The sequence below is a fragment of the Hominenteromicrobium sp. genome, from assembly GCF_046974225.1.
Classification (GTDB): domain Bacteria; phylum Bacillota; class Clostridia; order Oscillospirales; family Acutalibacteraceae; genus Hominenteromicrobium; species Hominenteromicrobium mulieris.
In genome coordinates this window covers 120,815-144,201 of record NZ_JBKWAE010000006.1, presented here as the reverse complement: position 1 = coordinate 144,201, position 23,387 = coordinate 120,815, and the positions used below count along the sequence as shown (strand labels likewise).

Here is a 23,387-nt window from a genome sequence, read left to right as displayed (position 1 = left end):
TATAAAAGGTATTACGGAAAGGAACAGATGATATGAAACAAATCACCATCGACCGATTTGACGGTATTTACGCGATCTGCGAAGACAAGGACAAGGCGTTTTTCGCCATTGAAACGAGCGAGCTGCCGCAGGGTGCAAAGGCCGGCGACGTGCTGAAGATTACCGATGACGGTGCGCTTTCCATCGACGTGGAGGAGACCGAGCGCCGCCGCGCACGCATTTTAGAGAAGCAGAAAAAGCTGATGGGGCTGTAAGAAGGGGCGGCTTATGGGAAGACTGAAATATATTTTTCACTGCATTCTGCACATGGATTATAAATCGCTGTTCGATACGGTGAAAACGGTGCATGAGGTGAGCGGTAAAAACCGTATTTGGCTGTTTTTTGACATCATCAAGTGCGGCTTTAAGTACGGTGCGGGCTACAAGGATTACCTTTTATGCGCGTTTTATGACCTGAGTGACAAGCAGCGTGCGACGTATGTGACGCGCGGCATCAATAACTCCATTGTAAAAAGCCTCAACGACCCCGCGTATTACCATATTTTTGACAACAAAAGCGAGTTTTACACGACGTTTGCGGAATATTTGCACCGCGAGTGGCTGCATTTTTCCAAGTGCACAAAAGAGCAGTTTTTGGACTTTATGCAGGACAAAGACGAGATCATCTGCAAGCCGGACGACGCTTCCTGCGGCGTGGGTGTGGAAAAGCTGAAAAAGGCCGACTACGCAACGCTCGACGCCATGTATGAGGACTTAAAGAAAAAGGGCGCGGACGTGATTGAAGAGGTTGTCATTCAGCACCCGGATATGAACCGCATCAATCCCGGATCCGTCAACACCATCCGCGTGTACACGGTGCTTTCCGACGGTGTGTCGAACGTGGTGTACGCGTGCATCCGCATGGGCAACAGCGACCGCCCGGTGGATAACATCAATGCCGGCGGCATGTATTCGCCGATCGACCTCGAGACCGGCAAAATCGCGTGCGCGGCGTGCGACAAGCAGCGCATCGTCTATGAGCGCCACCCGCGTTCGGGGTGCTTGCTCAAGGGCTACCAGATTCCGTACTGGGACAAGGTGATGGACATTTGCCGTGAAGCGGCACATAAGGTGCCGCAGATGGGCTACATCGGCTGGGACGTAGCGATCACAAAAGACGGCCCGCTCTTTATTGAAGCGAACAACATGCCGGGTCATGATGCGTTCCCGCAGATGCCGTTGCAGGCACCGGATAAGATCGGCATTTTGCCGGTGTTCCAAAAATATATCAAGGGTCTGTGATGACCGAGGCTGATTTTGTCTCTTTCGGGAAGGCAGAAAGGCGGCAGCAGAGCTTGCACAGGGCGCTTGCGGGGATCGTTAAAACGAACCAGATGAGCGAAAACGGCAGACAGATCTGGCCCATGATGTTGAGCGGCAGGGCGGAGTAATCCCACACATGCAGATGAAGCACGCGGTTTACGAGCAGGCCGAATAAAAATTCCACAACGGTTATGATGAGGGAGCCTATGGCGCAGCGCGCCGGAAGGCTTCTTCTTTTCATTTTTTCGCAGCATACGGCGTTGATGAGCAGCAGACAAACGCCGCCGGCAAGTGCCATGGAGGCGTGGGAGTAGCCGCGCCACAGCACTTCCAAAAGGGGATAAAGGCCGCTGCCGGCGAGGAACAACAGACTGTTTTTGCGGACGGTACGGTTCATGGAAAACGACTCCTTTTTCATGACTTTCCTTTTCAGTATGCCCGCTTTTTGTACGCCTATTGCAAAAGAAGCAACAAAATCGCAATAAATAAGCATCAAAAAAAATACGCGCGCTACTGTACAAAGCAGCGGAAACTGTGTATAATCAGTACAGACAGAAAGACAGAAAGGTCGGTTTCTTATGAAAAGAATTTTGGTTACGGGCGGCACAGGCTACATTGGCAGCCACACCTGCATTTCTCTCCTTGAAAAGGGCTACGATGTGACGATCGTGGATAACCTTGTAAACAGCAAGGCACTGGTGGTAGACCGAATTGAAAATTTGAGCGGCAAAAAAGTGAAGTTCTTTGAAGCGGACGTGTGCGACGAGGACGCGCTGCGCAAGATCTTTGCGGAGGACGAGATTTTTGCCGTTATCCATTTTGCAGGCCTGAAGGCAGTCGGCGAATCCGTGCAGATTCCGTTGCGTTACTATGAAAACAACCTCATTTCGACTTTGAGTCTTTTGAAGGTGATGGCGGAGTTTAAGGTGAACAACTTTGTGTTCAGCTCCTCGGCGACGGTGTACGGCAACCCGGCTTCCGTGCCGATCCGTGAGGATTTCCCGCTTTCGACGACGAACCCCTACGGCACGACAAAGCTGATGATTGAGCGCATCTTGAAGGACTACGCGCACGCAAACCCGGATTTTAACCCGATCATCCTGCGCTACTTCAACCCGGTGGGCGCGCACAAGAGCGGCACCATCGGCGAAGACCCGAACGGCATCCCGAACAACCTTGTGCCGTACATCACGCAGGTGGCGGTGGGCAAGCTGCGCTGCCTCGGCGTTTTCGGCGACGACTACCCGACGAAGGACGGCACCGGCGTGCGCGATTACATTCATGTCGTCGACCTTGCAGAGGGCCATGTGGCGGCGCTCAAGAAATTCGACGATCCGCACTGCGGCGTGAAGATCTACAACCTCGGTACCGGCGTGGGTTACTCTGTGCTTGACATTGTGCACGCGTTTGAAAAGTGCGTCGGCCACAAGATTCCGTATGAGATCAAGCCGCGCCGCGCGGGCGACATTCCGGAGTGCTACGCAGACTGCACGAAGGCGTATGAGGAGCTCGGCTGGAAGGCGCAGAAGACGCTGGACGACATGTGTGCGGACTCCTGGCGCTGGCAGACGCAGAACCCGAACGGCTACAACGGCTGATGGCACGCTTCGTTTTAGCCTCGTCCTCCGTGAACCGCAAGGAGATTCTGGAACGCGCGGGCATCGAGTTTACAGTGATCGTCTCGAATGCCGATGAATCGAACGGGCCGAAGGCGCCAGACGCGCTTGTAAAGGAGCTTTCCCGCCGCAAGCTGGAAGCGGTTTTGCCGAAGTGCGAAAGTGACGATCTTGTAATCGCGGCGGACACGGTGGTGTACATCGACGGCGAAATTCTCGGCAAACCGAAAGACTTAACGGATGCAAACCGTTTCATGCACCTGCTTTCCGGGCATGTGCACACGGTGTTTACCGGCGTGTGCATGGCGTATCACGGCGAGCGCGTTTCGTTCAGTCAGGAGACGAAGGTAAAGTTCTATCCCCTGACAGAAAGCGAAATCGCGGCTTACGTGCAGAGCGGCGAGCCGATGGGCAAGGCCGGCGGCTACGGCATTCAGGGCCCGGCGGCGCTGTTTGTAGAGAGTATTGAGGGCGACTACAACAACATTTTCGGTCTGCCTGCGGCGCACGTGATGCAGGAAGCGAAAAAGCTTTTAAAGGCAGACAAAATATGAGACAGGCACGATCAGTCCTTTTCGGCGTATACTGGCGTATCGGAAAGGACTGATGATTTATGTACCGGTATCGCCGAAGACGGTATAAACGCGGACGTAAACGGCGCGTGTTGGCGTTTTTGCTGCTCGTTTTCGCTTTTGTGTTTGCCGAGCTGCGACTGCCCGCGATGAAAGCGGAGCTGCGCACGGCAGCACTGACGGCGCACGCGCAAGGGTGCATCGCGAAAACGGTGCCGGAGTATCTGCCGCAGACCGTCTGCGAAAAGGACGGGGCAGAGACGGCGCTTTCTACATATGCGCTCGGCGTACTGGAAGCGGAGCTGACGGATGCTTTGCGGAAAAGCTTGAACGGCACGGCAAAGGCGTTTGTGCCGCTCGGAAATTTAACGGGGCTGATGCTTTTGAACGGGCGCGGGATGAAGATACCCGTGCGGTTTTCGGTGGAAAGTGCGGTTTCGGTGCGGTTTGAAAGCGTCTTGACGGGCGCGGGCATCAACCGCACGGCGTACCGAACGGTGCTGCATATTGAAGCGGTGCTGTTCACGGCGGAGCGAGACGGGGCGGAGCCTGTGACGGTGACGGCAGCATACCCCGTGTATGAAGCGGTGCTTGCGGGCGACGTGCCGCAGTACGGCGTGGTGCGCGCAGGATAAAAAATTGTGAATAACCGTTGGATTTTTGCGCGCTTTGTGGTAAGATACTAACAAGTATCGAAATATCTTGAAATGACACGGAGTTTTAACTTATGACGCACGAACAGGCCCGGCAGCAGATTGACGCGCTGCGGGAACAGATCGAGTACCACAATAAAAAATACTACACAGAGGACGCGCCGGAAATCAGCGACTATGCGTACGACATGCTGTACCGCCGCTTGGAAAATCTGGAAGCGGCGTTCCCGGAGCTGAAAACAGAGGACTCGCCGACGAACCGCGTGGGCGCAGCGGGGTACAACACGTTTGCGGAAGTGACGCACACCGTGCCGATGGAGAGCCTGCACGACTCGTTTTCCGAAGACGAGCTGCGCGACTTTGACCGCCGCGTGCGCGCCGTTGTGGACGACCCGGTGTATGTGGTAGAGCCGAAATTCGACGGCCTTTCCGTGGCGTTGGAATACGTGAACGGCGTATACACGCGCGGCTCTACGCGCGGCGACGGCATTACGGGTGAAGACGTGACGTTGAATATCGGTACGATCAAATCCGTACCGAAGACGCTCAAAGAGCCGCTGCCGTTTTTGGAGGTGCGCGGCGAGGTATATATGTCGGACGAAAGCTTTTTGCGGCTGTGCGAGCGGCAGGAGCTTTTGGAAGAAAAGCCGTTTAAAAACCCGCGCAACGCGGCGGCGGGGTCGCTTCGACAGAAAGACCCGAAGATTACGGCGCAGCGCACGCTGGATATTTTTGTTTTTAACATTCAGGTCATCGAGGGTGAGACCGTCACAACGCACGCGGACGCATTGAAGCGTTTGCACGAGCTTGGCTTTACGGTGTCGCCGCTTTATTGCCGCACGGGCGACATAGAGACGGTAATCGAGAAAATCCGCGAGATTGGCAACGAGCGCGGCACGTTCTCGTACCCGATTGACGGCGCTGTTGTAAAAGTGGACAGCTTCTCTCAGCGCGAGGCACTCGGAAGCACGGCGAAGTTCCCGCGCTGGGCGGAGGCGTACAAGTACCCGCCGGAGGAAAAAGAGACGACGCTCCTTGACATAGAAGTTGCTGTAGGGCGCACGGGTGTTTTGACGCCGACCGGCGTGTTTGAGCCGGTGTTCTTAGCCGGTACGACGGTCAGCCGCGCGACGCTGCACAACCAGGATTTCATCACGGAAAAGGATATCCGCATCGGCTCGCGCGTCATTATCCGAAAGGCAGGCGAGATCATCCCGGAGGTCGTTTCCGTGGTCTCGAACCCGGAGGATACCGTGCCGTACCGTTTGCCGGAAACGTGCCCCTCGTGCGGGGAAGTTATCACGCGTGTGGAGGGGGAAGCGGCAGCGCGCTGCACGAATCCGCAGTGCCCGGCACAGCTGATGCGCAATCTCATTCATTTTGCGTCGCGCGACGCGATGGACATTGACGGATTGGGCCCGGCGGCGCTGGAGCAGCTGAGCGCAGCGCTTCAGGTGCACTCGCCGGCTGATTTATACGACATTACGGCACAGGAGCTTGAAACGCTTGATCGCTTCGGCAAAAAGAGCGCGGAAAACCTCGTTGCGACGATCCAAAAATCGAAAGAAAACGATTTATCAAAGCTGCTGTTTGCGCTCGGCATTCCGCACATCGGCGCGAAGGCGGCAAAGCTGCTTGCGGGCGCGTTCGGAAATATGGATGCTTTGATTGCGGCGGACGAGGAGCAGATTGCGGCGATAGACGGCTTTGGCGGCATTATGGCGCAGGAGGTCTACGCATTTTTCAGAAGACACTCGGCGATAGAGCTCATTGACCGGCTAAAAGCGGCGGGCGTGAACATGACGGCGGAAGCGGTCACGACGGACACGAAATTCCTCGGCAAGACGTTTGTGCTGACGGGTACGCTGCCGAATTTGAAGCGCACGGAGGCCGCAGCGCTGATTGAAAAGGCGGGCGGAAAGGTGAGCGGCTCGGTCTCGAAAAAGACGAGCTATGTTGTGGCGGGCGAAGAAGCCGGCAGCAAGCTTACGAAGGCGCAGACGCTGGGCATCCCCGTATTGACGGAAGCGGAGCTTTTGGCGCTTTTAAACGGTGAGGACAACACGGAAAGGAACGAAGCATAATGGCAGAAGAAAGAAAAACGGACGAAGCGCTTGAAAAAGCCGTGGAGACCGATGAGGACATTGACCGCTATATCCGCGAGCTGACGGGAAAGGAAACGCCGAAGGACAAGGAGAAGAAAGCGGAAGAAAAGAAAGCGCCGGAAAAAGAAGAATTCCGCGTGACGAGCCAGATCGGCGAGGACGACTACAAGGCATTCATTTATTACTCTACGCTTGGGCGCTTTAAGTGGCTCATCCCGGCGTTTATCATCGTGCCGCTTGTGTTCTCGTTCCTCTTTGCGTTCAACGCGGGGCATTTTTACGTGGGCAATTTCATTTTATCGCTGCTTATCATGTATGTGGCGATTACGCTGATTATTGTCATTCGCTGCACACGCTGGCTTTCTAAAATTCGCAACAACAATCCTGCCGTGATGCACTTGACGGAAACGACGCTTATTTTCATGACGAACAGCGTCATCAACATGAAAAACGGCAACCGCATCAAGATCGATTACAAGCACATGATCGACGTGGGCGAGAGCAGACAGCACTACATCATGTATTTTGATAACGGCAAATCCATGGTATTCAGAAAAGAAGATATGGAAAAGGAAACGTTGGAAAGGTTCCGCCCGTTTATCGAATCTAAAGTACATAAATTAAAATTTACACAGATGCTCAAAAAATAAACCGGGAGGTTTTTCAACATGGTCATCGATTTGAAAACACTGTACGGCGCGGAAGCGACCGAGCAGCAGAAGCGCTATGAGGAGCTTTCCGCTTACTTTGCGGAGGAGTTCGGGGATGCTAATGCACTTTCATATTTCAGTGCGCCGGGCAGAACCGAGGTGGGCGGCAACCACACCGACCACAACAACGGCAAGGTGCTGGCGGCGGCTGTGAATCTGGACGTTATTGCGGCGGTGAAGAAGACCGAGAACGGCGTGATCCGCCTGAAATCCGTCGGGTTCCCGATGGACACGGTCGATACGGCAGACCTTAACGTGCAGGAAGCGGAAAAGGAGCGCTCGGCGTCGCTCATCCGCGGCGTGTGCGCACGCTTAAAGGCGCTCGGCTATGAAGTGGGCGGCTTTGACGCGGTGACGACCTCAAGAGTTTTAAAGGGCTCCGGCCTTTCAAGCTCCGCGGCGTTTGAGGTGCTTGTGGTGACGATTTTAAGCCACCTGTATAATAACGACGCGATCGACCCAGTGGAGGCGGCACAGATCTCAAAATTTGCCGAAAACGTGTACTTCGGCAAGCCTTCCGGCTTACTCGACCAGATGGCGGCGAGTGTGGGCGGCTTTACGACGATGGACTTTAAAGACCTTTCCGCGCCGAAGATTGAGAAGATCGATTTTGACCTTGACCGTTACGGCTATGCGCTGTGCGTCGTCGATACGGGCGGAAACCATGCTGACCTGACCGGCGAATACGCAGCCATTCCGGCGGAGATGAAGCGCGTTGCGAAGGCGCTTGGCGGCGAAGTGCTGCGCGAGGTAAGCGAGGAGGAGTTTTATAAGAAAATTCCCGAGCTCAGAAAAGAAGTCGGCGACCGCGCGATTTTGCGTGCGATTCACTTCTTCGACGACAACCGCGTGGTGGATAAGGAAGTGGCAGCGCTGAAAGCGGGTGACTTTGAGACGTTCAAGCAGTGTGTGATTGCCTCGGGTTATTCCTCGGCGATGAATTTGCAGAATGTGTTCGCAGTTGTGAATCCGCAGGAGCAGGGCTTGTCCCTTGCGTTGGCACTTATTGCGAAGATCCTCGGTGGCAAGGGCGCGTATCGCGTGCACGGCGGCGGCTTTGCCGGCACGGTGCAGGCGTATGTGCCGCTCGATATGCTGGACGCATTCAAGGCAGAGATGCAGAGCGTGTTTGGCGAAAAGAGCTGCTATGTGCTCTCCGTGCGCAGCGCGGGCGGCACGAAAGTGACAATCGAATAAGTTTAACGGCGGCTTTGGTCTTTAGAGCCGCCGTTTTTGCGTATTGCGGGAAATACGTGTTGCGAAATTGTAAATATTGGGAAACGGTGGATTTCGCCTTGCGAATCATGCCGATTTGTGGTATAGTATACTCTGTATCATTATGACAGCTTACCGCAGACAGCTTGTCTGCGTGCGATAAAGGAGAATGTTTTTTGAAGGATAAAGAAATCACCGTTACGGCAGACGAGCTGCAAAAGCAGAAGCTATACACGGCGGACGTTGCGGCGATCATGCAGGTGCGCGCGATGCACGGCACGCCGAAGGCGCTTGTGCGCACGTATGGCTGCCAGCAGAATGTGGCGGACGGCGAACGCATTAAGGGTATGCTCTCTGAAATGGGCTTTGAATTCACTGAAGATGAAGATGAAGCCGATTTTATTCTGTTCAACACCTGCGCCATTCGCGAGCACGCCGAAGACCGCGTGTTCGGCAACATCGGCGCGCTGAAAAACGTGAAGCGCCGCAACCCGTCGCTGCTCATTGCCGTATGCGGCTGCATGATGGAACAGGAGCGCGTGGCGGAGCGCATTAAGGCGTCGTTCCCGTTTGTGAACATCGTGTTCGGCACGCACGTCATCCACCGACTGCCGGAGATGATGTACACCGCCGTGACCGACTCGAAGCGCGTTTTTTTGCGCGGGCATGAGTCGAAAGAGATCATTGAAGGCCTGCCGGTGCGCCGCGACGGCAACACACGCGCGTGGGTGACCGTGATGTACGGCTGCGACAATTTCTGCTCGTACTGCATTGTGCCGTATGTGCGCGGCCGGGAAAAGAGCCGCCACCCGGATGCCATCGTTGCCGAGTGCCGCGAGCTCATTGAGCAGGGCTACAAAGAAATTACGCTGCTTGGACAGAACGTGAATTCCTACGGCAAGGGCTTGCCGGAGAAAGTGAATTTTTCGGAGCTTCTGCGCCGCATTGACGCGATTGGCGGCGACTACCGTTTGCGCTTTATGACCTCGCACCCGAAGGATGCGACGCACGAGCTGGTTGACACGATTGCGGAGAGCCGGCACATCTGCCACTACATCCACCTGCCGTGCCAGTCTGGCAGCAGCCGTGTGTTAAAGGCGATGAACCGCCACTACGACCGCGAAAAATACCTTGACCTCATCCGCTATGCGAAAGAGAAAATGCCCGATCTGTCGCTGACCTCCGACATTATCGTCGGCTTTCCGGGCGAGACGTATGAGGAGTTCTGCGAGACGCTGAGCCTCATCCGCGAGGTGGAGTTCACGTCGCTCTTTACGTTTATTTTCTCGCCGCGCCCCGGCACGAGAGCCGCCGAAATGGAAGACCCTGTTACGTACAAGGAGAAAACGCAGTGGTTCTCGGAGCTTTTGAAGACACAGGAGGAGATTGCCGCAAAGCGCTGCGCTTCCATGGTGGGCAGCACGGAGCGTGTGCTCATTGAAGAGCGCAACGAGAAAAACGGTTTGCTCAGCGGTCGCACCGCAAGCAGCATCATTGTGGAATTCCCCGGCGAAGACGAATGGATCGGCGAATTCAAAAATGTAAAAGTGACCGAAGCGCGCAACTGGATTTTGCGCGGCGAATGTGTAGACTAAGCAAAACGGGTTTTGACCCATTGCTTTTTCAAAATACAATAAAATTTATAATTTATTTTAAGGAGCTATTACTATGGATATCATGAAACTGACAAGAGAACTCGGCCGCGCTTTGCAGCAGGACCAGACCTACATCAACATGAGCGTTGCGGAGCAGCAGTGCAACGAGGACGAAGCTTTGCAGAACGCCATCGGCGAATTCAATTTAAAGCGCATGGCCATCAACAACGAGGCGGCAAAGGAAGACCGCAGCGAGGAGCTTATCGAGCAGTACAACAAAGAACTGCGCGAGATTTACGGCAGAGTGATGCAGAACGAGCACATGGCGGCGTATCAGGCGGCAAAGAACGAGTTTGATGCGCTGATGCAGCGCGTGACGGGTGTGCTTTCCATGTGCGCGGAGGGTCAGGACCCGGATGGCTGCGATCCCGATGCCTGCGGCTGCACCGGCAGCTGTGCGACCTGCGGCGGTGGCTGCCACTAAGGCAGAATTTTGCAAAGCTTGCACGTGATCTGCTTGCATCTTTTCCGCCATACCGGTCGTAAAGTCCTTGACAGGCGCCAGCCTGCCTGCGGAATTTACTACGCAAGGCGTATACGCTCATGACGAAAAATCTGACGGCGCATCTCGCGCACCTACTTTACAAAAATCTGCCTTTGGTAGTAATTCACTTGTTGACTGAATCTTAACGATATGGAGGCCGGGCATGGCTGATTATTCCCCGATGATGAAACAGTACTTTGAAGTGAAGGAAAAGTACCCGAACACGCTCCTTTTCTTTCGCCTTGGGGACTTTTACGAGATGTTCTTTAACGATGCGAAAATCGCGTCGCGTGAGCTGGAGCTGACGCTGACAGGCCGTGACTGCGGCCAGGAGGAGCGCGCGCCGATGTGCGGCGTGCCGTTCCACAGCGCGGAGACGTATATCGCGCGGCTTGTGGCAAAGGGCTACAAGGTTGCCATCTGCGAGCAGATGGAAGACCCGGCGCTTGCAAAGGGCATCGTAAAGCGCAGCGTTATCCGCGTCATCACGCCCGGCACCGTTATGGAAAGCAGCATGCTCGACGAGGCGAAGAACAACTACATCGCTTCCGCGTATTATCAGGGCGATAAGGTGGGCATCTGCTTTGCGGATATTTCAACGGGCGAGCTGGAGGCGACGACGTTGACGGCGGAGAAGGGCGAGACGCTCTCCCGCGCGGTCATCGACGCGCTGTCGCGATTTACGCCGCGCGAAATCCTCATCAACCCGGATTTTACCGATTTGACGGACGTGGCGAAATTCGTTTCCGATAAGCTTTCGGCGTCACTCGAGTGCATGGATTTTGCGGTTTACGAACCGCTGCACGCGGAAGAAACGGTGAAGGCGCAGTTTCACCCCGAGGTTTTGGAACGCTCCGACGTTTTGAATTTCCCGGAGATCACGGCGGCGCTGAGCGCTTTGCTCGAGTATCTCAGCCGCACACAAATCACGGGTTTGGAGCGCATGGAGGAAATTCGCATATATTCGCAGGCGAAGACGATGCGGCTTGATTTAAACACGCGCCGAAACCTTGAATTACTCGAGACGATGCGCAGCAAGGAGCGCCGCGGTTCGCTTTTGTGGGTGCTTGACAAGACCAAAACGGCGATGGGCAAGCGGCTTATCCGCACATGGCTCGAGCAGCCGCTTTTGAGCCCGGCGGGCATTACGCTGCGGCAAAACGCGGTGGAGGAGCTGTTTGAGAACCGCCCGCTTTTAGACGATGTGACCGAGGCGCTGACGGGCATTTTTGACCTGGAGCGCATTATGACGCGCGTGGTGTACGGTTCTGTAAACGGCAAAGACCTGCGTGCGCTGTGGTCGGCGCTGACGCGCTTGCCGCAGCTGAAAGCGCTTTCTGCGACGTTTAAAGCGACGATGCTGCGCGACATCGACAGCCGCATGGATGTGCTCTCCGATATTTGCGAACTCATCGACCGCGCCGTTGTGGAGGAGCCGCCGCACACGATCCGTGAGGGCGGCATTATCCGCGAGGGCTTCAACGCGGAGCTTGACGAAGTGAAAAGTGACATGACGAACGGCAAGCAGCTCATCGCCGAGCTGGAGGCGCGCGAGCGCGAAGCGACGGGCATTCCGAAACTGCGCGTGGGGTATAACCGCGTGTTCGGGTATTACCTTGAAGTCTCGAACGCGTTTAAGGACAAGACGCCGGAGCACTACGTGCGCAAGCAGACGCTTGCAAACGGCGAGCGGTACATCACGCAGGAATTAAAGGAGCTTGAAAACCGCATCTTAGGTGCGCACGACCGTTCTATTGCACTTGAGGGCAAGCTGTTTGAAGAAGTGCGCAGGACGATTGCGGAGCAGCTGACCCGCGTGCAGGAGACGGCGAAGGCGATTGCGGAGCTGGATGTTTTGGCATCGTTTGCGGCGGTATCTGTGCGGAACGACTACACGCGCCCGACCATTACGGCGAACGGCAGGCTGTATTTAAAGGACAGCCGTCACCCGGTGGTGGAGGCGCTGCTGACGGGCAGCGCGCCGTTTGTGCCGAACGACCTTGAGATGGACCCGAACCAGAACCGTGTGTCTATCATTACGGGCCCGAACATGGCGGGTAAATCTACATATATGCGGCAGGTGGCGGTCATTGTCATCATGGCGCAGATCGGCTGCTTTGTGCCGGCGAGCGCGGCGGAGATCGGCATTGTGGACGGCATCTACACGCGCGTGGGCGCTTCTGACGACCTTGCGGCGGGGCAGTCCACGTTCATGGTGGAAATGGCCGAGGTGGCGGAAATTTTGAAGAGCGCCACGAAGGACAGCTTGCTGATTTTAGATGAGATCGGCCGCGGCACCTCGACGTTTGACGGCATGAGCATTGCGCGGGCGGTCATCGAATACGTACACGACAAAAAGCTGTGCGGTGCGAAGACGCTGTTTGCGACGCATTACCACGAGCTGACGGAGCTGGAAGACCTTTTGCCCGGTGTGCAGAACTTCAGTATTGCGGTGAAAAAGCGCGGGGACGACATCACGTTCCTGCGGCGTATCGTGCGCGGCGGCGCGGACGACAGCTTCGGTATTGAGGTCGCGAAGCTCGCGGGCGTGCCGGACAAGGTGGTGCGGCGTGCGAAAGAGGTGTTAAAGAGCCTTGAGAGCGGCGAGATGGTGAAAAAACCGAAAAACGCAGTGAAAGTGCAGCAGGAGGAACCGATACAGCTGACGATGCTGACAAAGGACACGGAGGTTTTAAACCGCCTGAAAAGCCTGGACGTCAACACGCTGACGCCAATCGAATCCATGAACATTTTGTTTGAACTTGCAAATATGCTGAAATAAATTTAACGCGAAAGGAAGGTGCAGAAAATGCCGAAAATTCACGTTTTGGAAAAGCAGGTCGCGGAGCTGATCGCTGCCGGTGAGGTGGTGGAGCGCCCGTCTTCCGTCATTAAGGAGCTTGTGGAAAATTCCATTGACTCCGGCGCGTCGATTGTCACGGTGGAAATTCGCCGCGGCGGCGTGACGTATATCCGTGTGACGGACAATGGCTGCGGCATTGCGCGCGAGGACGTGGCGACGGCATTTCTGCGCCATGCAACGAGCAAGGTGCGCGAAAAGGACGACTTAGACGCGATTTTGACGCTCGGCTTCCGCGGTGAGGCGCTGGCGTCCATTTCGGCTGTGTCGCGCGTTGACCTCATCACGCGCACGGCGGACAGTTCAATCGGCACGCACTATTCCTCCGAGGGCGGCAGCAACGTGGAGATCGAAGACGCGGGCTGCCCACTTGGCACGACCATTACGGCGCGCGACCTGTTTTTTAACGTGCCGGCGCGTATGAAGTTTCTGAAGAAAGACACCGCAGAGGGCAACTCCGTGGCGGGACTGATGGACAAAATTGCGCTTTCGCATCCGGAGATCTCGTTCCGCCTCATTCGCGAGGGCAAGGAAGTGCTGCACACGCCGGGCGACGGCAAGCTGAACTCGGCGATTTATGCGGTGTTCGGCAAGGAGTTTTCCGGCGCTTTGCTGCCGGTGGATTATACCTTGGGCGGCATTCGCGTGCACGGGTATATCTCGTCGCCGATTGCGAGCCGACCGAACCGCAGCATGCAGAATTTCTTCATCAACGGGCGTTTTGTGCGCAGCCGCACGGCGTGTGTGGCGCTGGAGGAAGCGTACAAGGGCGCGATTATGGTGGGTAAATTCCCGGCGTGCGTGCTGCACATCGAGCTGCCGTCATCGGTCGTCGACGTGAACGTGCATCCGGCGAAGCTGGAGGTGCGCTTTGTGAACGAGCGTCCGGTGTTTGATGCGGTGTACCACGGGGTGAAATCCGCCGTGACGGCGAGCCGCGATATGAAGTCCGTTGACCTTGCGCAGCACGCAAGGCGGCCCGTTGACCCGTATAAGCCGGATGTGGTCGTAAAGCCGCAGCAAATGGTGCTGAATCCGCCGCCGAAAACGGAGACGGTGAAGCCGATGCCTGCGTCGGTCGTGAAGTCTGCGCCCGTTATCAACACGAGCAAAAAAGAGGCGGAAGCGCCGTATGAGCCGCCCGTTGATATGCCGCCGATGCCGCATACGTTTTCGGACAGCGCAGAGCGGGAGGAAAAGCCGCAGCTTGAAAGTATTCGTACGTCGATCGAGCGCGTTTTGGAGGCGGAGCCGCAGCCGATGACAAAGCCGGAAGTGATAACGGAAGAACCGCCCTTACCGCAGCCGCCCGAGACGGAGCCCGTGCCGCCGGCGTGGGAGGAAACACCCGTGCAGACGGAAGCGGTGCAGGAAAATCCGGAAAGCAACGCACAGCCGGAAACATGCATTGTGCCGGAGACGGAGCGGGATTTACCCCGCATGGCGCATAAGGTGATCGGCGAGGTGTTTGACACGTATATCATCCTTGAATACGACGCGCAGACGCTGATGTTTATTGACAAGCATGCCGCGCATGAGCGACTGCTGTACGAAAAGCTCAAACGGCGCGAAGAAGCTGCTATGGCGCAGACGCTGCTTGTGCCCGTGACGGTGACGATGGACAAAAACGAGTACACGGCGGTTTTGCAGAATTTGAGTGTTTTTGAGCAGGCGGGCTTTGACGTGGAGGATTTCGGCAGCGGTACCGTTTTGGTGCGCAGCGCGCCGCTTAATTTGAACGGTGCGGACATCAAGGACTCCGTGCTCGAAATGGCGGGATACCTTGAAGAAAACAAGACCGACGCGACGACGGAGCACATGGACTGGCTGTACCACAACATTGCGTGCCGCGCAGCCATTAAGGGTGGGAACGCCTCGAAAAAAGAGGAGCTCATTGCACTTGCGGAAGAGCTGGAAGCGAACCCCGATGTGCGCTACTGCCCGCACGGCAGGCCGATCTACGTGATGCTGAAAAAGCGAACGCTGGAAAAAGAATTCGGCAGAGTTTAACGGTTTGCTCACAAACACGGATGAAAGTTGTGTTATTATAAAGTTATGTAAACAAAAAGGGGGCGCCGGAATGACGGAAGTACAAGAGAAAATCAAGGTATTCGCGGTGTGCGGGCCGACGGCCTCCGGCAAGACCTCGCTTTCCGTAACGCTTGCGAAAAAGCTCCATGCGGAGGTGGTTTCGTGTGACTCGATGCAGATTTATAGGGGCATGGAGATCGGCACGGCAAAGCCGACCGCGGACGAGATGCAGGGTGTGCCGCACCACCTGATGGGTTTTCAGGATCCTGCGGAGCCGTTCAGCGTGAGCGACTATGTGGCGCTTGCAGGAAAGGTGATCGAAGACATACGTGCGCGTGGCAAAAACGTGTTGCTTGTCGGTGGCACGGGCTTATATGCGCGCTCGCTTTTAAAGGCGGTGCCGTTTACGGAAAACAGCCGTGACGATGAAATCCGCGGTAATTTGGAAGCGGAATTTGCGGCAGACGGCATTGAACCGCTTTATGCGCGGCTAAAAGAGCTTGACCCCGAGGGGGCCGAGGGTATCCATCCGAATAATATGCGTAGGGTCATCCGCGCACTTGAATACTGCATGGTGACGGGCGAGCCGTTCTCGAAGCAGGCGAAGGACTCGAAAGCGGTGGAATCGCCGTATGACGGGAAAATGTTGGTGCTGTCTTTCAGAGACCGCGAGACGCTTTACGGGCGTATCAACCTGCGCGTGGAGCAGATGTTTGCAGACGGCCTATTAAAAGAAGCCGAGGATTATTTTAAGCGGTATGGCACGCCGGGGCAGACCTCCGTGCAGGCCATCGGCTACAAGGAGCTGTTCCCGTATTTTGAGGGGCAGTGCTCCTTAGACGAAGCAAAGGAAAATATAAAAAGGGAAACACGGCGCTATGCCAAGCGCCAATTGACGTGGTTCCGCCGGGAGGAAGATGCCGTGTGGCTTTTTGCGGATGATTTTGATGCCCCGGCAGACCTGATAAGCGCGGCAGAGGACATAGCCCGCGCGCATTTTGAAGACTGAAAGGAAGCCCCGCTATGGGAAGCAACACATTATTTCGTAAAATCAGTTCGATCGCCGTGGCGATTTTGCTTTTGATATATGTAGGCTACCAGATTTACAGAAGCCAATACACCGGATTTAAAACGGAAACGGCCATGTACGCTGACCTTTCCGCATCCATCGACACCACGGGCTTTATTATCCGCAATGAGGAGCTTGTGTACTCGCGGTACGACGGCGTTTTGAACTACACGCTCGACGACGGAGAGAAAACGGCGTTCGGCGGCACGGTAGCAGAGCTGTACCCCGCGGAAGAGGACGCCGCCGCACACAACCGCATGCTGCGCATCGACGAGGAGCTTACGCGGCTAGCCGTGCTGGAGAACCCCACAGAGGTCGCGTCCTCGAACCCGAAGAACATCGGCAGCCAGATCAATAAAACGGTCACAGGGCTGCTTTCCGATTTGAAATCCGGTGCGTTTTCGTCGATCTCGAACGATAAAAACGACCTGTACCTCTTGATGGGCCAAAAGCAGATCGTGACGGGCGCGGAGGATTCCGCGAGCTATGTGGCGCACATTGAGAATTTGAAATCGGAACGTGCAACGCTGGAGACGACGACCTCTTCAAGCACCGGCACGGTAACGTCGCCGGCTTCCGGTTATTTTATCCATACGGTGGACGGCTACGAAAACGCGGTGGACATCGACGATGTGGAGCAGCTGACCGTAAGCGATGTGCGTGCGCTGGAGGAAGGCGAAGCGGGCAGCAATGCGGACAGCACGGTCATCGGCAAGGTGGCAAAGGAATTCAACTGGTACATTGCGTGCATCATCGATGAAAACGACCTTGTGCGGCTTGACCGCACGACGAATGTGAAGGTGGAGATGCCGTTTGCGACGGCGGAGACAATCCCGGCCGAGGTCGTGAAGATCAATAGGGACGAAGCGAGCGGGGACGCAGTGGCCATTTTGAAGTGCTCTTACATGAACACAGACCTTGCCGCCGCGCGCAAGGAGCCGCTGCGCATCGATTTACAGTCGTATGCCGGTGTGCTCGTGAACGAAAAGGCCATCCACTTTGCGGATGTGACCGTGACGGATACGGACACGGACGGCAATGTGACGGAGCATGTGGAACAGAACGTGAAGGGTGTTTACATCAAGTCCGGCAGCCGCGTGCGCTTTGTACAGGTATTCTCCGATGCGACGATCGACGGCTATGCCGTGTGCAAGCTGAACCTTTCCTCCTCGGAAAAAGAACAGCTCGTCACCTCGAGAACGATACAGCTTTACGATGAAGTCATTGTGGAAGGGACGGATCTTTATGACGGAAAAATGCTTTGAGGAGCGTTTTAGGGACGTAGAGGAAAACTATAAGGTCATCACGAACCGCATTGCGGAGGCAGCGGTGCGCTCCGGCAGAAAGCCCGAGGACATCACGTTTCTTGCGGCGACGAAGACCGTGCCGGCGGAGGTCATCAACCACGCCATCGGCTGCGGCCTGCGCTTCATCGGCGAAAACCGCGTGCAGGAATTCATGGACAAATATGAAAAGATCGATTGGGACAAGGGCGTTTCCGGCCAGATCATCGGGCGCTTGCAGACGAACAAGGTGAAATATATCATCGATAAGGTCGACTGCATCCAGTCGGTGGATTCCGTAAAGCTTGCAAAGGAAATTTCCCGCCTTGCGGAGAAAATAGGCCGCAAAATGCCGGTGCTCATTGAAGTGAATATCGGCGGGGAAGAAAGCAAGGGCGGCATCGAAAAAGCTGCGCTGCCCGAGTTATTGGAAGAAATTGCCGTGCTGCCGGGCATTCAGGTAAACGGATTGATGGCAATTCCACCAATTTGTGCGGAAAAATCCGCGCTATGCAATTATTTTTCCCAAATGCATCAATCTTTTATTGACATCCGCGCCAAAAAAATAGATAATGTATTTATGAATTGCCTTTCGATGGGTATGTCTTCCGATTACGCGGAGGCCATCGAGTGCGGCGCCACTATGGTGCGCATCGGCTCTTCGCTTTTCGGCCCGCGCGACTACACGCGCTGACCGACCCTGTTATGCAGAAAATGGAGGTATAATATATGGCAGGCATTGTAGAGAAGCTTCAGAAAATGTGGAACCCGCCCGACGACGAGTATGATGAATACTACGAGGACGAGGCCACGGAGCCCACGGCAGACAGCCGCGAGGAGCAGCCTTCCGCACGCCGTTCGTTCTCCTCTTCAAGCTCGAACCGCGTTGTGAACATTAACCACGCACGCGCAGGCGCACAGGTGGTTGTGTTTAAGCCGAACTCTTTCCGTGACGACACAAATAGCATTGCGGATGAGATCAACCAGGGCCATACGGTTGTTGTGAATTTTGAAGAGACGAACGCGAGCGAGGCGCGCTATATTCTGGCGTTCCTCAGCGGCGCTTCTTACGCGAACCACGGCGAGGTGAGACCCATCGCCGCGAAGACTTATATTTTCACGCCTGCGGGCGTGAGCCTGAGCGGTGCGGAGATTCGCGATGATCTTGCACAGAACGGCGTAACGTTCTGATATGGCCGCACAGGAAGACAAGCTTTTTGAAGCGAAAATAGAGGATTGCCTGCGCCTTGGCGAAAAAAGGCCGGCGTTCTTGGGCTTTTTGGATCTTTCCGAGCGCGCGTACGCAGAAGAATATTTGCGCCGTGCACATGCGGAAAATTACCGATTTTTCGGTGGCTTTCCCGAAGCGGAGCGAACGGTTTTGGGCGTGTTTCCTGACTACATGGAACCCTTAGATGAGGAGTTCCCGGTGACGGGGCTCACGGTGAAGTTTCGCCGGCAGGATGCGCTTTCACACCGCGATTTTATGGGCTCATTTCTGGCACAGGGCGTGGTGCGTGCATCGCTCGGCGATATTCTGGCCGAAGAAGGGCGCGCCGTGCTGTTTGTGAAAACAGAGCTTGCGCCGCACTTTCTTTCGCAGATCGATAAGATCGGTCGGGTGGGGGTGCAGATTACAAAGGGCTTTACAGATCCGCTGCCGCAGGCGCACAGCTTTCAGCCGATGGGCGGCGTGGTCGCTTCGGAACGCTTAGACTGCTTGGTTGCCTTTTTGGCGGGCACCGGCAGGGAAAAAGCCGCGCAGATGGTGCACGCGGGTTTGGTTTCCGTCAACCATAGGGAGACGGATTCCGTTTCGCACCGTGTAAATGAAGGAGACATCATCTCCATACGCCGCTGCGGGCGATTTATTGTTGATATGCTCGGCCCGGTCACGAAAAAGGGCCGTTTATCTGTGAAATGCAGAAAATACATATAGGAGGCTTACACACATGTTATCGATTAAAGACATCAATGAAGTCAGCTTCAGAAAATCAAATTTTTCCGGTTACAATTCTGATGATGTCGATCAGTTTATTGATGAAGTTTTGGAGACCGTAACGGCGCTCACAAAGGAAAACGCAGAGATTAAAACGCGCAAGACGGATGATTCCGCCGCTGTGCAGCAGTTACAGGCGAAAAACGCCGAACTGCAGGAGAAGCTTTCTATTTTGGCTGCAAAAATTGAGTCTTACCGTGCAGAGGAAGACGGTATTAAGGACGCCATTCTCAGCGCACAGCGCCTTGGCAATGCTTCCATCCGTGAGGCAAAGGCGAAGGCCGAGAAGATTGTGAACGACGCAAACGCGAAGGCAGACGCTCTTGTAAAAGATGCGAAGGGCCGCTCCGAAACGCTTGTGAAGTCCTATGAAAAGCAGATCGCCGCAAAAGAGAAAGAGCTGGAGAACATGAAGCGCGAGGTGACAAACTTCCGCGCATCGCTCTACGGCATCTATAAAGAACACCTTGCCGTGATTGAGAAGATTCCGACGTTTGACCTGCCGGAGGAAGAGCAGGAGGAAAAAGCGCCCGCCGAGGAACCGACGCCGGTATACACCGAGCCCGAAGTGATTGAGGAGCCGGAAGAAGAGATCCCGGTGCCTGCAGCACAGCAGGTCGAAGAGGAACCCGCACCGGCCCCCGCAGAGCCGAAGCCCGCTCCCGCACCTGTCCCGGAGCCGATCCCCGCACCGGCGCCGGTACAGCCGCAGCCTGTTTACGACAAGGACTCTTATATTAAGGAGCAGTTCAGCGGCATCGGTCTTGATCTGAACGCTTACGCCGACATCCCGGAATCTTTGCAGAAAGAAAAGGATGCCCTTTTCAGCACGCTGGAGTTCGGCGTTGAAGACGAAGGCGACAAGAAAAAGGGTAAATTTAAGAGAAGATAAAACCAGCAGAAAGGCACGGATCAATATATGGATTACAAAAGCACATTGAACCTCCCCAAGACCGACTTTGCCATGCAGGCCGGCCTACCGAAGCGCGAGCCGGTAATGCTCGAAAAGTGGTATGAAGACAAGGTTTACGAGACCGTTCTCGAAAAGAACGACGGTAAGCCGCTTTATGTTCTGCACGACGGCCCTCCGTATGCAAACGGCGATATCCACCTCGGCACGGCGCTGAATAAGACGCTGAAAGACTTTATCGTTCGCTACAAGAATATGTCCGGCTTTAAGGCACCGTACGTTCCTGGTTGGGATACCCACGGCTTGCCGACCGAGCTGAAGGCCAGAAAGAAAGCGGGCGTTTCGAATTCCACTGCAATCTCCGACATCGAGCTGCGCAAGCTCTGCCGCGAGTTTGCCCTCGGCTACCTCGATGAGCAGCGCAACTCCTTCAAGCGTCTTGGCGGCATCGGTGAATGGGACAACCCGTATGTCACTCTGCGCAAGGAATTTGAAGCAAAGCAGATCGAGATCTTCTCCGAAATGGCGACGAAGGGCCTCATCTATAAGGGCTTAAAGCCGGTTTACTGGTGCCCGGAGTGCGAGACTGCACTGGCGGAAGCCGAGATTGAATACGCAGAGGATCCCTGCCACTCCATCTATGTGAAGTTCCGCGTGACGGACGACAAGGGCCTTTTGACCCCGATGGGCGCAGACCTGAGTAAGACCTACTTCGTAATCTGGACGACGACGACCTGGACGCTCCCCGCGAACGTCGCGATTTGCGTCGGCCCGGAATTTGAATATGCACTTGTAAAGTCCGGCGACGAATACTATGTGATGGCAACGGCCCTGACCGAATCTGCCATGCAGGCGGCGGGCAAGACCGATTACGAGATTCTTGGCACCTTAAAGGGCAGCGATCTTGAGTATATGAAGACGGCGCACCCGTTCATCGACCGCACATCTCTCGTCATCGTGGGCGACCACGTTACGTTGGAAAGCGGTACCGGCTGCGTTCACACGGCTCCGGGCCACGGCGTCGAAGACTATGACGTCTGCCACAATCACTATCCCGAAATTCCGATTGTTGTGCCGGTGGACAGCCATGGCAAGATGACCGAGGAAGCGGGCCAGTTTGCAGGCCTGACGACCGAGGAAGCGAACAAGGCGATTGCACAGCACCTTGAGGATACAGGCGCACTGTTCGCTTTACAGAAGATCATCCACCAGTATCCGCACTGCTGGCGCTGCAAGAAGCCGGTTCTGTTCCGTGCGACCGAGCAGTGGTTCTGCTCCGTGGACGCTATCAAGGATCAGGCTATTGAAGCCATCAAGGGCGTAAAGTGGATCCCGGGTTGGGGCGAAGACCGCATTTCCTCCATGGTCCGTGACCGCAACGACTGGTGTATCTCCCGTCAGCGTCGCTGGGGTGTGCCGATTCCGATTTTCTACTGCAAGGACTGCGGCGAGCCGCTCATCGAGAAGGACGCAATGCACGCAGTTTCCGAGCTGTTCCGCGCAGAGGGCTCCGATGCTTGGTACATCAAGGAAGCGGAAGAAATTCTGCCCGCAGGCACAAAGTGCAAGAAGTGCGGCTGCACCTCCTTTACAAAAGAGCGCGACATCATGGACGTTTGGTTTGATTCCGGCGTGACCCATGCTGCCGTTTGCGATACACGCGATTATCTCCATTGGCCGGCTGACCTGTACCTTGAGGGTGCAGACCAGTACCGCGGCTGGTTCCAGTCTTCGCTGCTCACGTCCATTGCATGGCGCGGCAAAGCGCCGTACAAGGCTGTCGTCACACACGGCTGGGTTGTGGACGGTCAGGGCAGAAAGATGAGTAAGTCCCTCGGCAACGGCATTTTGCCGCAGGAGATTGTGGATAAGTACGGCGCAGATATCCTGCGTCTGTGGGTCGCTTCTTCCGACTACCATGCCGATATCCGCATCTCCCCGGAAATCCTCAAACAGCTTTCCGATGCATACAGAAAGATCCGCAACACAGCGCGCTATATGCTCGGCAACCTTTCCGATTTTAATCCGGATACCGACAGTGTAGAGGTTTCTGAGATGCTTTCCATCGATAAGTGGGCGCTGAACCGTTTGGATCGGCTGATGGTGAAGGTGCGCGAGGGCTATGAGTCCTTCGAGTTCCACCAGGCTTACCACGCCATCCATAACTTCTGCGTTGTGGATATGTCGAACTTCTATCTCGACGTCATCAAGGATCGTCTGTACACCGAGAAGAAGGACTCCGCTGCACGCCGCGCCGCACAGACTGCGATGTATATCATTCTCGATGCGATGACCCGTCTGGTCGCGCCGATCTTGGCGTTCACCTCCGACGAAATCTGGCAGAGCATGCCGCACGCTTCCGATTGCGATGCACGCCACGTTGTTTACAACGAGATGCCGAAGCCGACGAGCGAAAAGTACGGCATCGACGTGACGGAAAAATTCATCGCACGCTGGGACAGAATCCATGCAATCCGCGATGTTGTGAAGAAGGCGCTTGAAAACGCACGTGCAGAGAAGACGATCGGTGCATCGCTCGATGCAAAGGTCACGCTGTTCTGCACCGGCGAGTTGTATGCGTTCCTCAAGTCTGTGGAAGACGAGCTTGCAACCGTGTTCATCGTATCTCAGGTCGAGATCGTGGACGGCGAGGGCGGCACACTTTCCGACGATGCACTTGGTCTCTCCGTGCAGGTCGATAAGGCAGAAGGCTGCAAGTGCATGCGCTGCTGGACATATTCCTCCACGGTCGGCAAAAACCCGGCATACGTGGATCTGTGCGAGCGCTGCGCAAAAGCACTTTCCGAATAATTTCGGACACATTGAATTTGTTTTAAACGGTACGTGCTTAATGACGCCGTGCTGTTGAATAATTGAACCGAACCAAGGTGCAAACCGGTTTTGCCCGGCTTGCGCCTTTTTC

Annotated in this window: 20 protein-coding genes; 19 read left to right on the top strand and 1 reads right to left on the bottom strand. The window is 55.4% G+C overall.

Features of this window, described 5'->3' with window-relative positions; genetic code table 11:
• Nucleotides 1-32: 32 nt before the first annotated feature.
• Both ACLTX1_RS06655 and ACLTX1_RS06650 read left to right on the top strand, forming a co-directional pair.
• Nucleotides 33-254 carry a DUF3006 domain-containing protein gene (locus ACLTX1_RS06655; RefSeq protein ID WP_308448194.1) on the top strand — a complete coding sequence of 74 codons (222 nt, stop codon included), beginning with the start codon at nucleotides 33-35 and terminating at the stop codon, nucleotides 252-254.
• Between the two features lie 13 nt (nucleotides 255-267).
• Nucleotides 268-1,281 carry a sugar-transfer associated ATP-grasp domain-containing protein gene (locus ACLTX1_RS06650; RefSeq protein ID WP_308448195.1) on the top strand — a complete coding sequence of 338 codons (1,014 nt, stop codon included), beginning with the start codon at nucleotides 268-270 and terminating at the stop codon, nucleotides 1,279-1,281.
• Here the strand turns inward: ACLTX1_RS06650 and ACLTX1_RS06645 are convergent.
• Nucleotides 1,268-1,720 (bottom strand): putative ABC transporter permease, encoded by a 453-nt coding sequence (locus ACLTX1_RS06645; RefSeq protein WP_176821289.1) that lies wholly within the window; start codon nucleotides 1,718-1,720, stop codon nucleotides 1,268-1,270. The two genes, ACLTX1_RS06650 and ACLTX1_RS06645, sit on opposite strands and share 14 nt — an antisense overlap.
• A 160-nt stretch (nucleotides 1,721-1,880) precedes the next feature.
• On the opposite strand from ACLTX1_RS06645, the gene galE reads away from it, so the two are divergent.
• The 17 genes from galE to ileS all read left to right on the top strand — a co-directional run bounded on the left by galE (nucleotide 1,881) and on the right by ileS (nucleotide 23,275).
• Nucleotides 1,881-2,900 (top strand): UDP-glucose 4-epimerase GalE, encoded by a 1,020-nt coding sequence (galE, locus tag ACLTX1_RS06640; RefSeq protein WP_176821290.1) that lies wholly within the window; start codon nucleotides 1,881-1,883, stop codon nucleotides 2,898-2,900.
• Entirely contained in the window at nucleotides 2,900-3,472 is a 573-nt protein-coding gene (locus ACLTX1_RS06635; protein ID WP_308448196.1) for a Maf family protein, read from the top strand. The genes galE and ACLTX1_RS06635 overlap by 1 nt, the downstream gene beginning before the upstream one ends.
• Nucleotides 3,473-3,531: 59 nt before the next feature.
• Entirely contained in the window at nucleotides 3,532-4,125 is a 594-nt protein-coding gene (locus ACLTX1_RS06630; RefSeq protein ID WP_308448197.1) for a sporulation protein YunB, read from the top strand.
• 92 nt (nucleotides 4,126-4,217) lie between these two features.
• Nucleotides 4,218-6,227, top strand: a complete 2,010-nt coding sequence (gene ligA / locus ACLTX1_RS06625) for an NAD-dependent DNA ligase LigA (RefSeq protein ID WP_412330651.1) — start codon at nucleotides 4,218-4,220, stop codon at nucleotides 6,225-6,227.
• Nucleotides 6,227-6,898, top strand: coding sequence for a hypothetical protein (locus ACLTX1_RS06620; protein ID WP_412265020.1), 672 nt, complete (start codon nucleotides 6,227-6,229; stop codon nucleotides 6,896-6,898). The genes ligA and ACLTX1_RS06620 overlap by 1 nt, the downstream gene beginning before the upstream one ends.
• 18 nt (nucleotides 6,899-6,916) lie before the next feature.
• Complete coding sequence (locus ACLTX1_RS06615; RefSeq protein ID WP_412330650.1) at nucleotides 6,917-8,155, top strand: galactokinase; 1,239 nt, start codon at nucleotides 6,917-6,919, stop codon at nucleotides 8,153-8,155.
• Nucleotides 8,156-8,349: 194 nt separating this feature from the next.
• Nucleotides 8,350-9,768, top strand: a complete 1,419-nt coding sequence (gene miaB, locus ACLTX1_RS06610; protein WP_412330649.1) for a tRNA (N6-isopentenyl adenosine(37)-C2)-methylthiotransferase MiaB — start codon at nucleotides 8,350-8,352, stop codon at nucleotides 9,766-9,768.
• Between the two features lie 73 nt (nucleotides 9,769-9,841).
• Nucleotides 9,842-10,252, top strand: coding sequence for a YlbF family regulator (locus tag ACLTX1_RS06605; RefSeq protein ID WP_308448202.1), 411 nt, complete (start codon nucleotides 9,842-9,844; stop codon nucleotides 10,250-10,252).
• A gap of 223 nt (nucleotides 10,253-10,475) precedes the next feature.
• Nucleotides 10,476-13,094, top strand: a complete 2,619-nt coding sequence (gene mutS / locus ACLTX1_RS06600) for a DNA mismatch repair protein MutS (RefSeq protein ID WP_412330648.1) — start codon at nucleotides 10,476-10,478, stop codon at nucleotides 13,092-13,094.
• A gap of 27 nt (nucleotides 13,095-13,121) precedes the next feature.
• On the top strand, nucleotides 13,122-15,182 hold the full coding sequence (gene mutL / locus ACLTX1_RS06595; protein WP_412330647.1) for a DNA mismatch repair endonuclease MutL: 2,061 nt from the start codon (nucleotides 13,122-13,124) through the stop codon (nucleotides 15,180-15,182).
• Between the two features lie 70 nt (nucleotides 15,183-15,252).
• On the top strand, nucleotides 15,253-16,212 hold the full coding sequence (gene miaA, locus ACLTX1_RS06590; RefSeq protein ID WP_308448205.1) for a tRNA (adenosine(37)-N6)-dimethylallyltransferase MiaA: 960 nt from the start codon (nucleotides 15,253-15,255) through the stop codon (nucleotides 16,210-16,212).
• Between the two features lie 14 nt (nucleotides 16,213-16,226).
• Entirely contained in the window at nucleotides 16,227-17,537 is a 1,311-nt protein-coding gene (locus tag ACLTX1_RS06585) for an HlyD family efflux transporter periplasmic adaptor subunit (protein ID WP_308448206.1), read from the top strand.
• Nucleotides 17,518-18,249, top strand: coding sequence for a YggS family pyridoxal phosphate-dependent enzyme (locus tag ACLTX1_RS06580; RefSeq protein WP_308448207.1), 732 nt, complete (start codon nucleotides 17,518-17,520; stop codon nucleotides 18,247-18,249). The genes ACLTX1_RS06585 and ACLTX1_RS06580 overlap by 20 nt, the downstream gene beginning before the upstream one ends.
• A 35-nt stretch (nucleotides 18,250-18,284) precedes the next feature.
• Entirely contained in the window at nucleotides 18,285-18,746 is a 462-nt protein-coding gene (locus ACLTX1_RS06575; protein WP_308448208.1) for a cell division protein SepF, read from the top strand.
• A 1-nt stretch (nucleotide 18,747) separates the two neighbouring features.
• Complete coding sequence (locus tag ACLTX1_RS06570; protein WP_308448209.1) at nucleotides 18,748-19,494, top strand: YlmH/Sll1252 family protein; 747 nt, start codon at nucleotides 18,748-18,750, stop codon at nucleotides 19,492-19,494.
• Between the two features lie 13 nt (nucleotides 19,495-19,507).
• The gene (locus tag ACLTX1_RS06565; RefSeq protein WP_395590585.1) at nucleotides 19,508-20,446 is read left to right on the top strand and encodes a DivIVA domain-containing protein; all 939 of its coding nucleotides are present in this window, start codon (nucleotides 19,508-19,510) and stop codon (nucleotides 20,444-20,446) included.
• 27 nt (nucleotides 20,447-20,473) lie between these two features.
• Nucleotides 20,474-23,275, top strand: coding sequence for an isoleucine--tRNA ligase (gene ileS, locus ACLTX1_RS06560; RefSeq protein WP_412330646.1), 2,802 nt, complete (start codon nucleotides 20,474-20,476; stop codon nucleotides 23,273-23,275).
• The last annotated feature ends 112 nt before the right edge of the window (nucleotides 23,276-23,387 follow it).

Coding starts and splice junctions, on each gene's coding strand:
- ACLTX1_RS06580 (WP_308448207.1), top strand. CDS start 17,518: ATGACGGAAAAATGCTTTGAGGAGCGTTTTAGGGACGTAGAGGAAAAC.
- ACLTX1_RS06620 (WP_412265020.1), top strand. CDS start 6,227: ATGGCAGAAGAAAGAAAAACGGACGAAGCGCTTGAAAAAGCCGTGGAG.
- mutL (WP_412330647.1), top strand. CDS start 13,122: ATGCCGAAAATTCACGTTTTGGAAAAGCAGGTCGCGGAGCTGATCGCT.
- ACLTX1_RS06565 (WP_395590585.1), top strand. CDS start 19,508: ATGTTATCGATTAAAGACATCAATGAAGTCAGCTTCAGAAAATCAAAT.
- ACLTX1_RS06655 (WP_308448194.1), top strand. CDS start 33: ATGAAACAAATCACCATCGACCGATTTGACGGTATTTACGCGATCTGC.
- ACLTX1_RS06645 (WP_176821289.1), bottom strand. CDS start 1,720: ATGAAAAAGGAGTCGTTTTCCATGAACCGTACCGTCCGCAAAAACAGT.
- ACLTX1_RS06585 (WP_308448206.1), top strand. CDS start 16,227: ATGGGAAGCAACACATTATTTCGTAAAATCAGTTCGATCGCCGTGGCG.
- ACLTX1_RS06605 (WP_308448202.1), top strand. CDS start 9,842: ATGGATATCATGAAACTGACAAGAGAACTCGGCCGCGCTTTGCAGCAG.
- galE (WP_176821290.1), top strand. CDS start 1,881: ATGAAAAGAATTTTGGTTACGGGCGGCACAGGCTACATTGGCAGCCAC.
- mutS (WP_412330648.1), top strand. CDS start 10,476: ATGGCTGATTATTCCCCGATGATGAAACAGTACTTTGAAGTGAAGGAA.
- ACLTX1_RS06635 (WP_308448196.1), top strand. CDS start 2,900: ATGGCACGCTTCGTTTTAGCCTCGTCCTCCGTGAACCGCAAGGAGATT.
- ileS (WP_412330646.1), top strand. CDS start 20,474: ATGGATTACAAAAGCACATTGAACCTCCCCAAGACCGACTTTGCCATG.
- ACLTX1_RS06615 (WP_412330650.1), top strand. CDS start 6,917: ATGGTCATCGATTTGAAAACACTGTACGGCGCGGAAGCGACCGAGCAG.
- miaA (WP_308448205.1), top strand. CDS start 15,253: ATGACGGAAGTACAAGAGAAAATCAAGGTATTCGCGGTGTGCGGGCCG.
- ACLTX1_RS06630 (WP_308448197.1), top strand. CDS start 3,532: ATGTACCGGTATCGCCGAAGACGGTATAAACGCGGACGTAAACGGCGC.
- ACLTX1_RS06570 (WP_308448209.1), top strand. CDS start 18,748: ATGGCCGCACAGGAAGACAAGCTTTTTGAAGCGAAAATAGAGGATTGC.
- ligA (WP_412330651.1), top strand. CDS start 4,218: ATGACGCACGAACAGGCCCGGCAGCAGATTGACGCGCTGCGGGAACAG.
- ACLTX1_RS06650 (WP_308448195.1), top strand. CDS start 268: ATGGGAAGACTGAAATATATTTTTCACTGCATTCTGCACATGGATTAT.
- ACLTX1_RS06575 (WP_308448208.1), top strand. CDS start 18,285: ATGGCAGGCATTGTAGAGAAGCTTCAGAAAATGTGGAACCCGCCCGAC.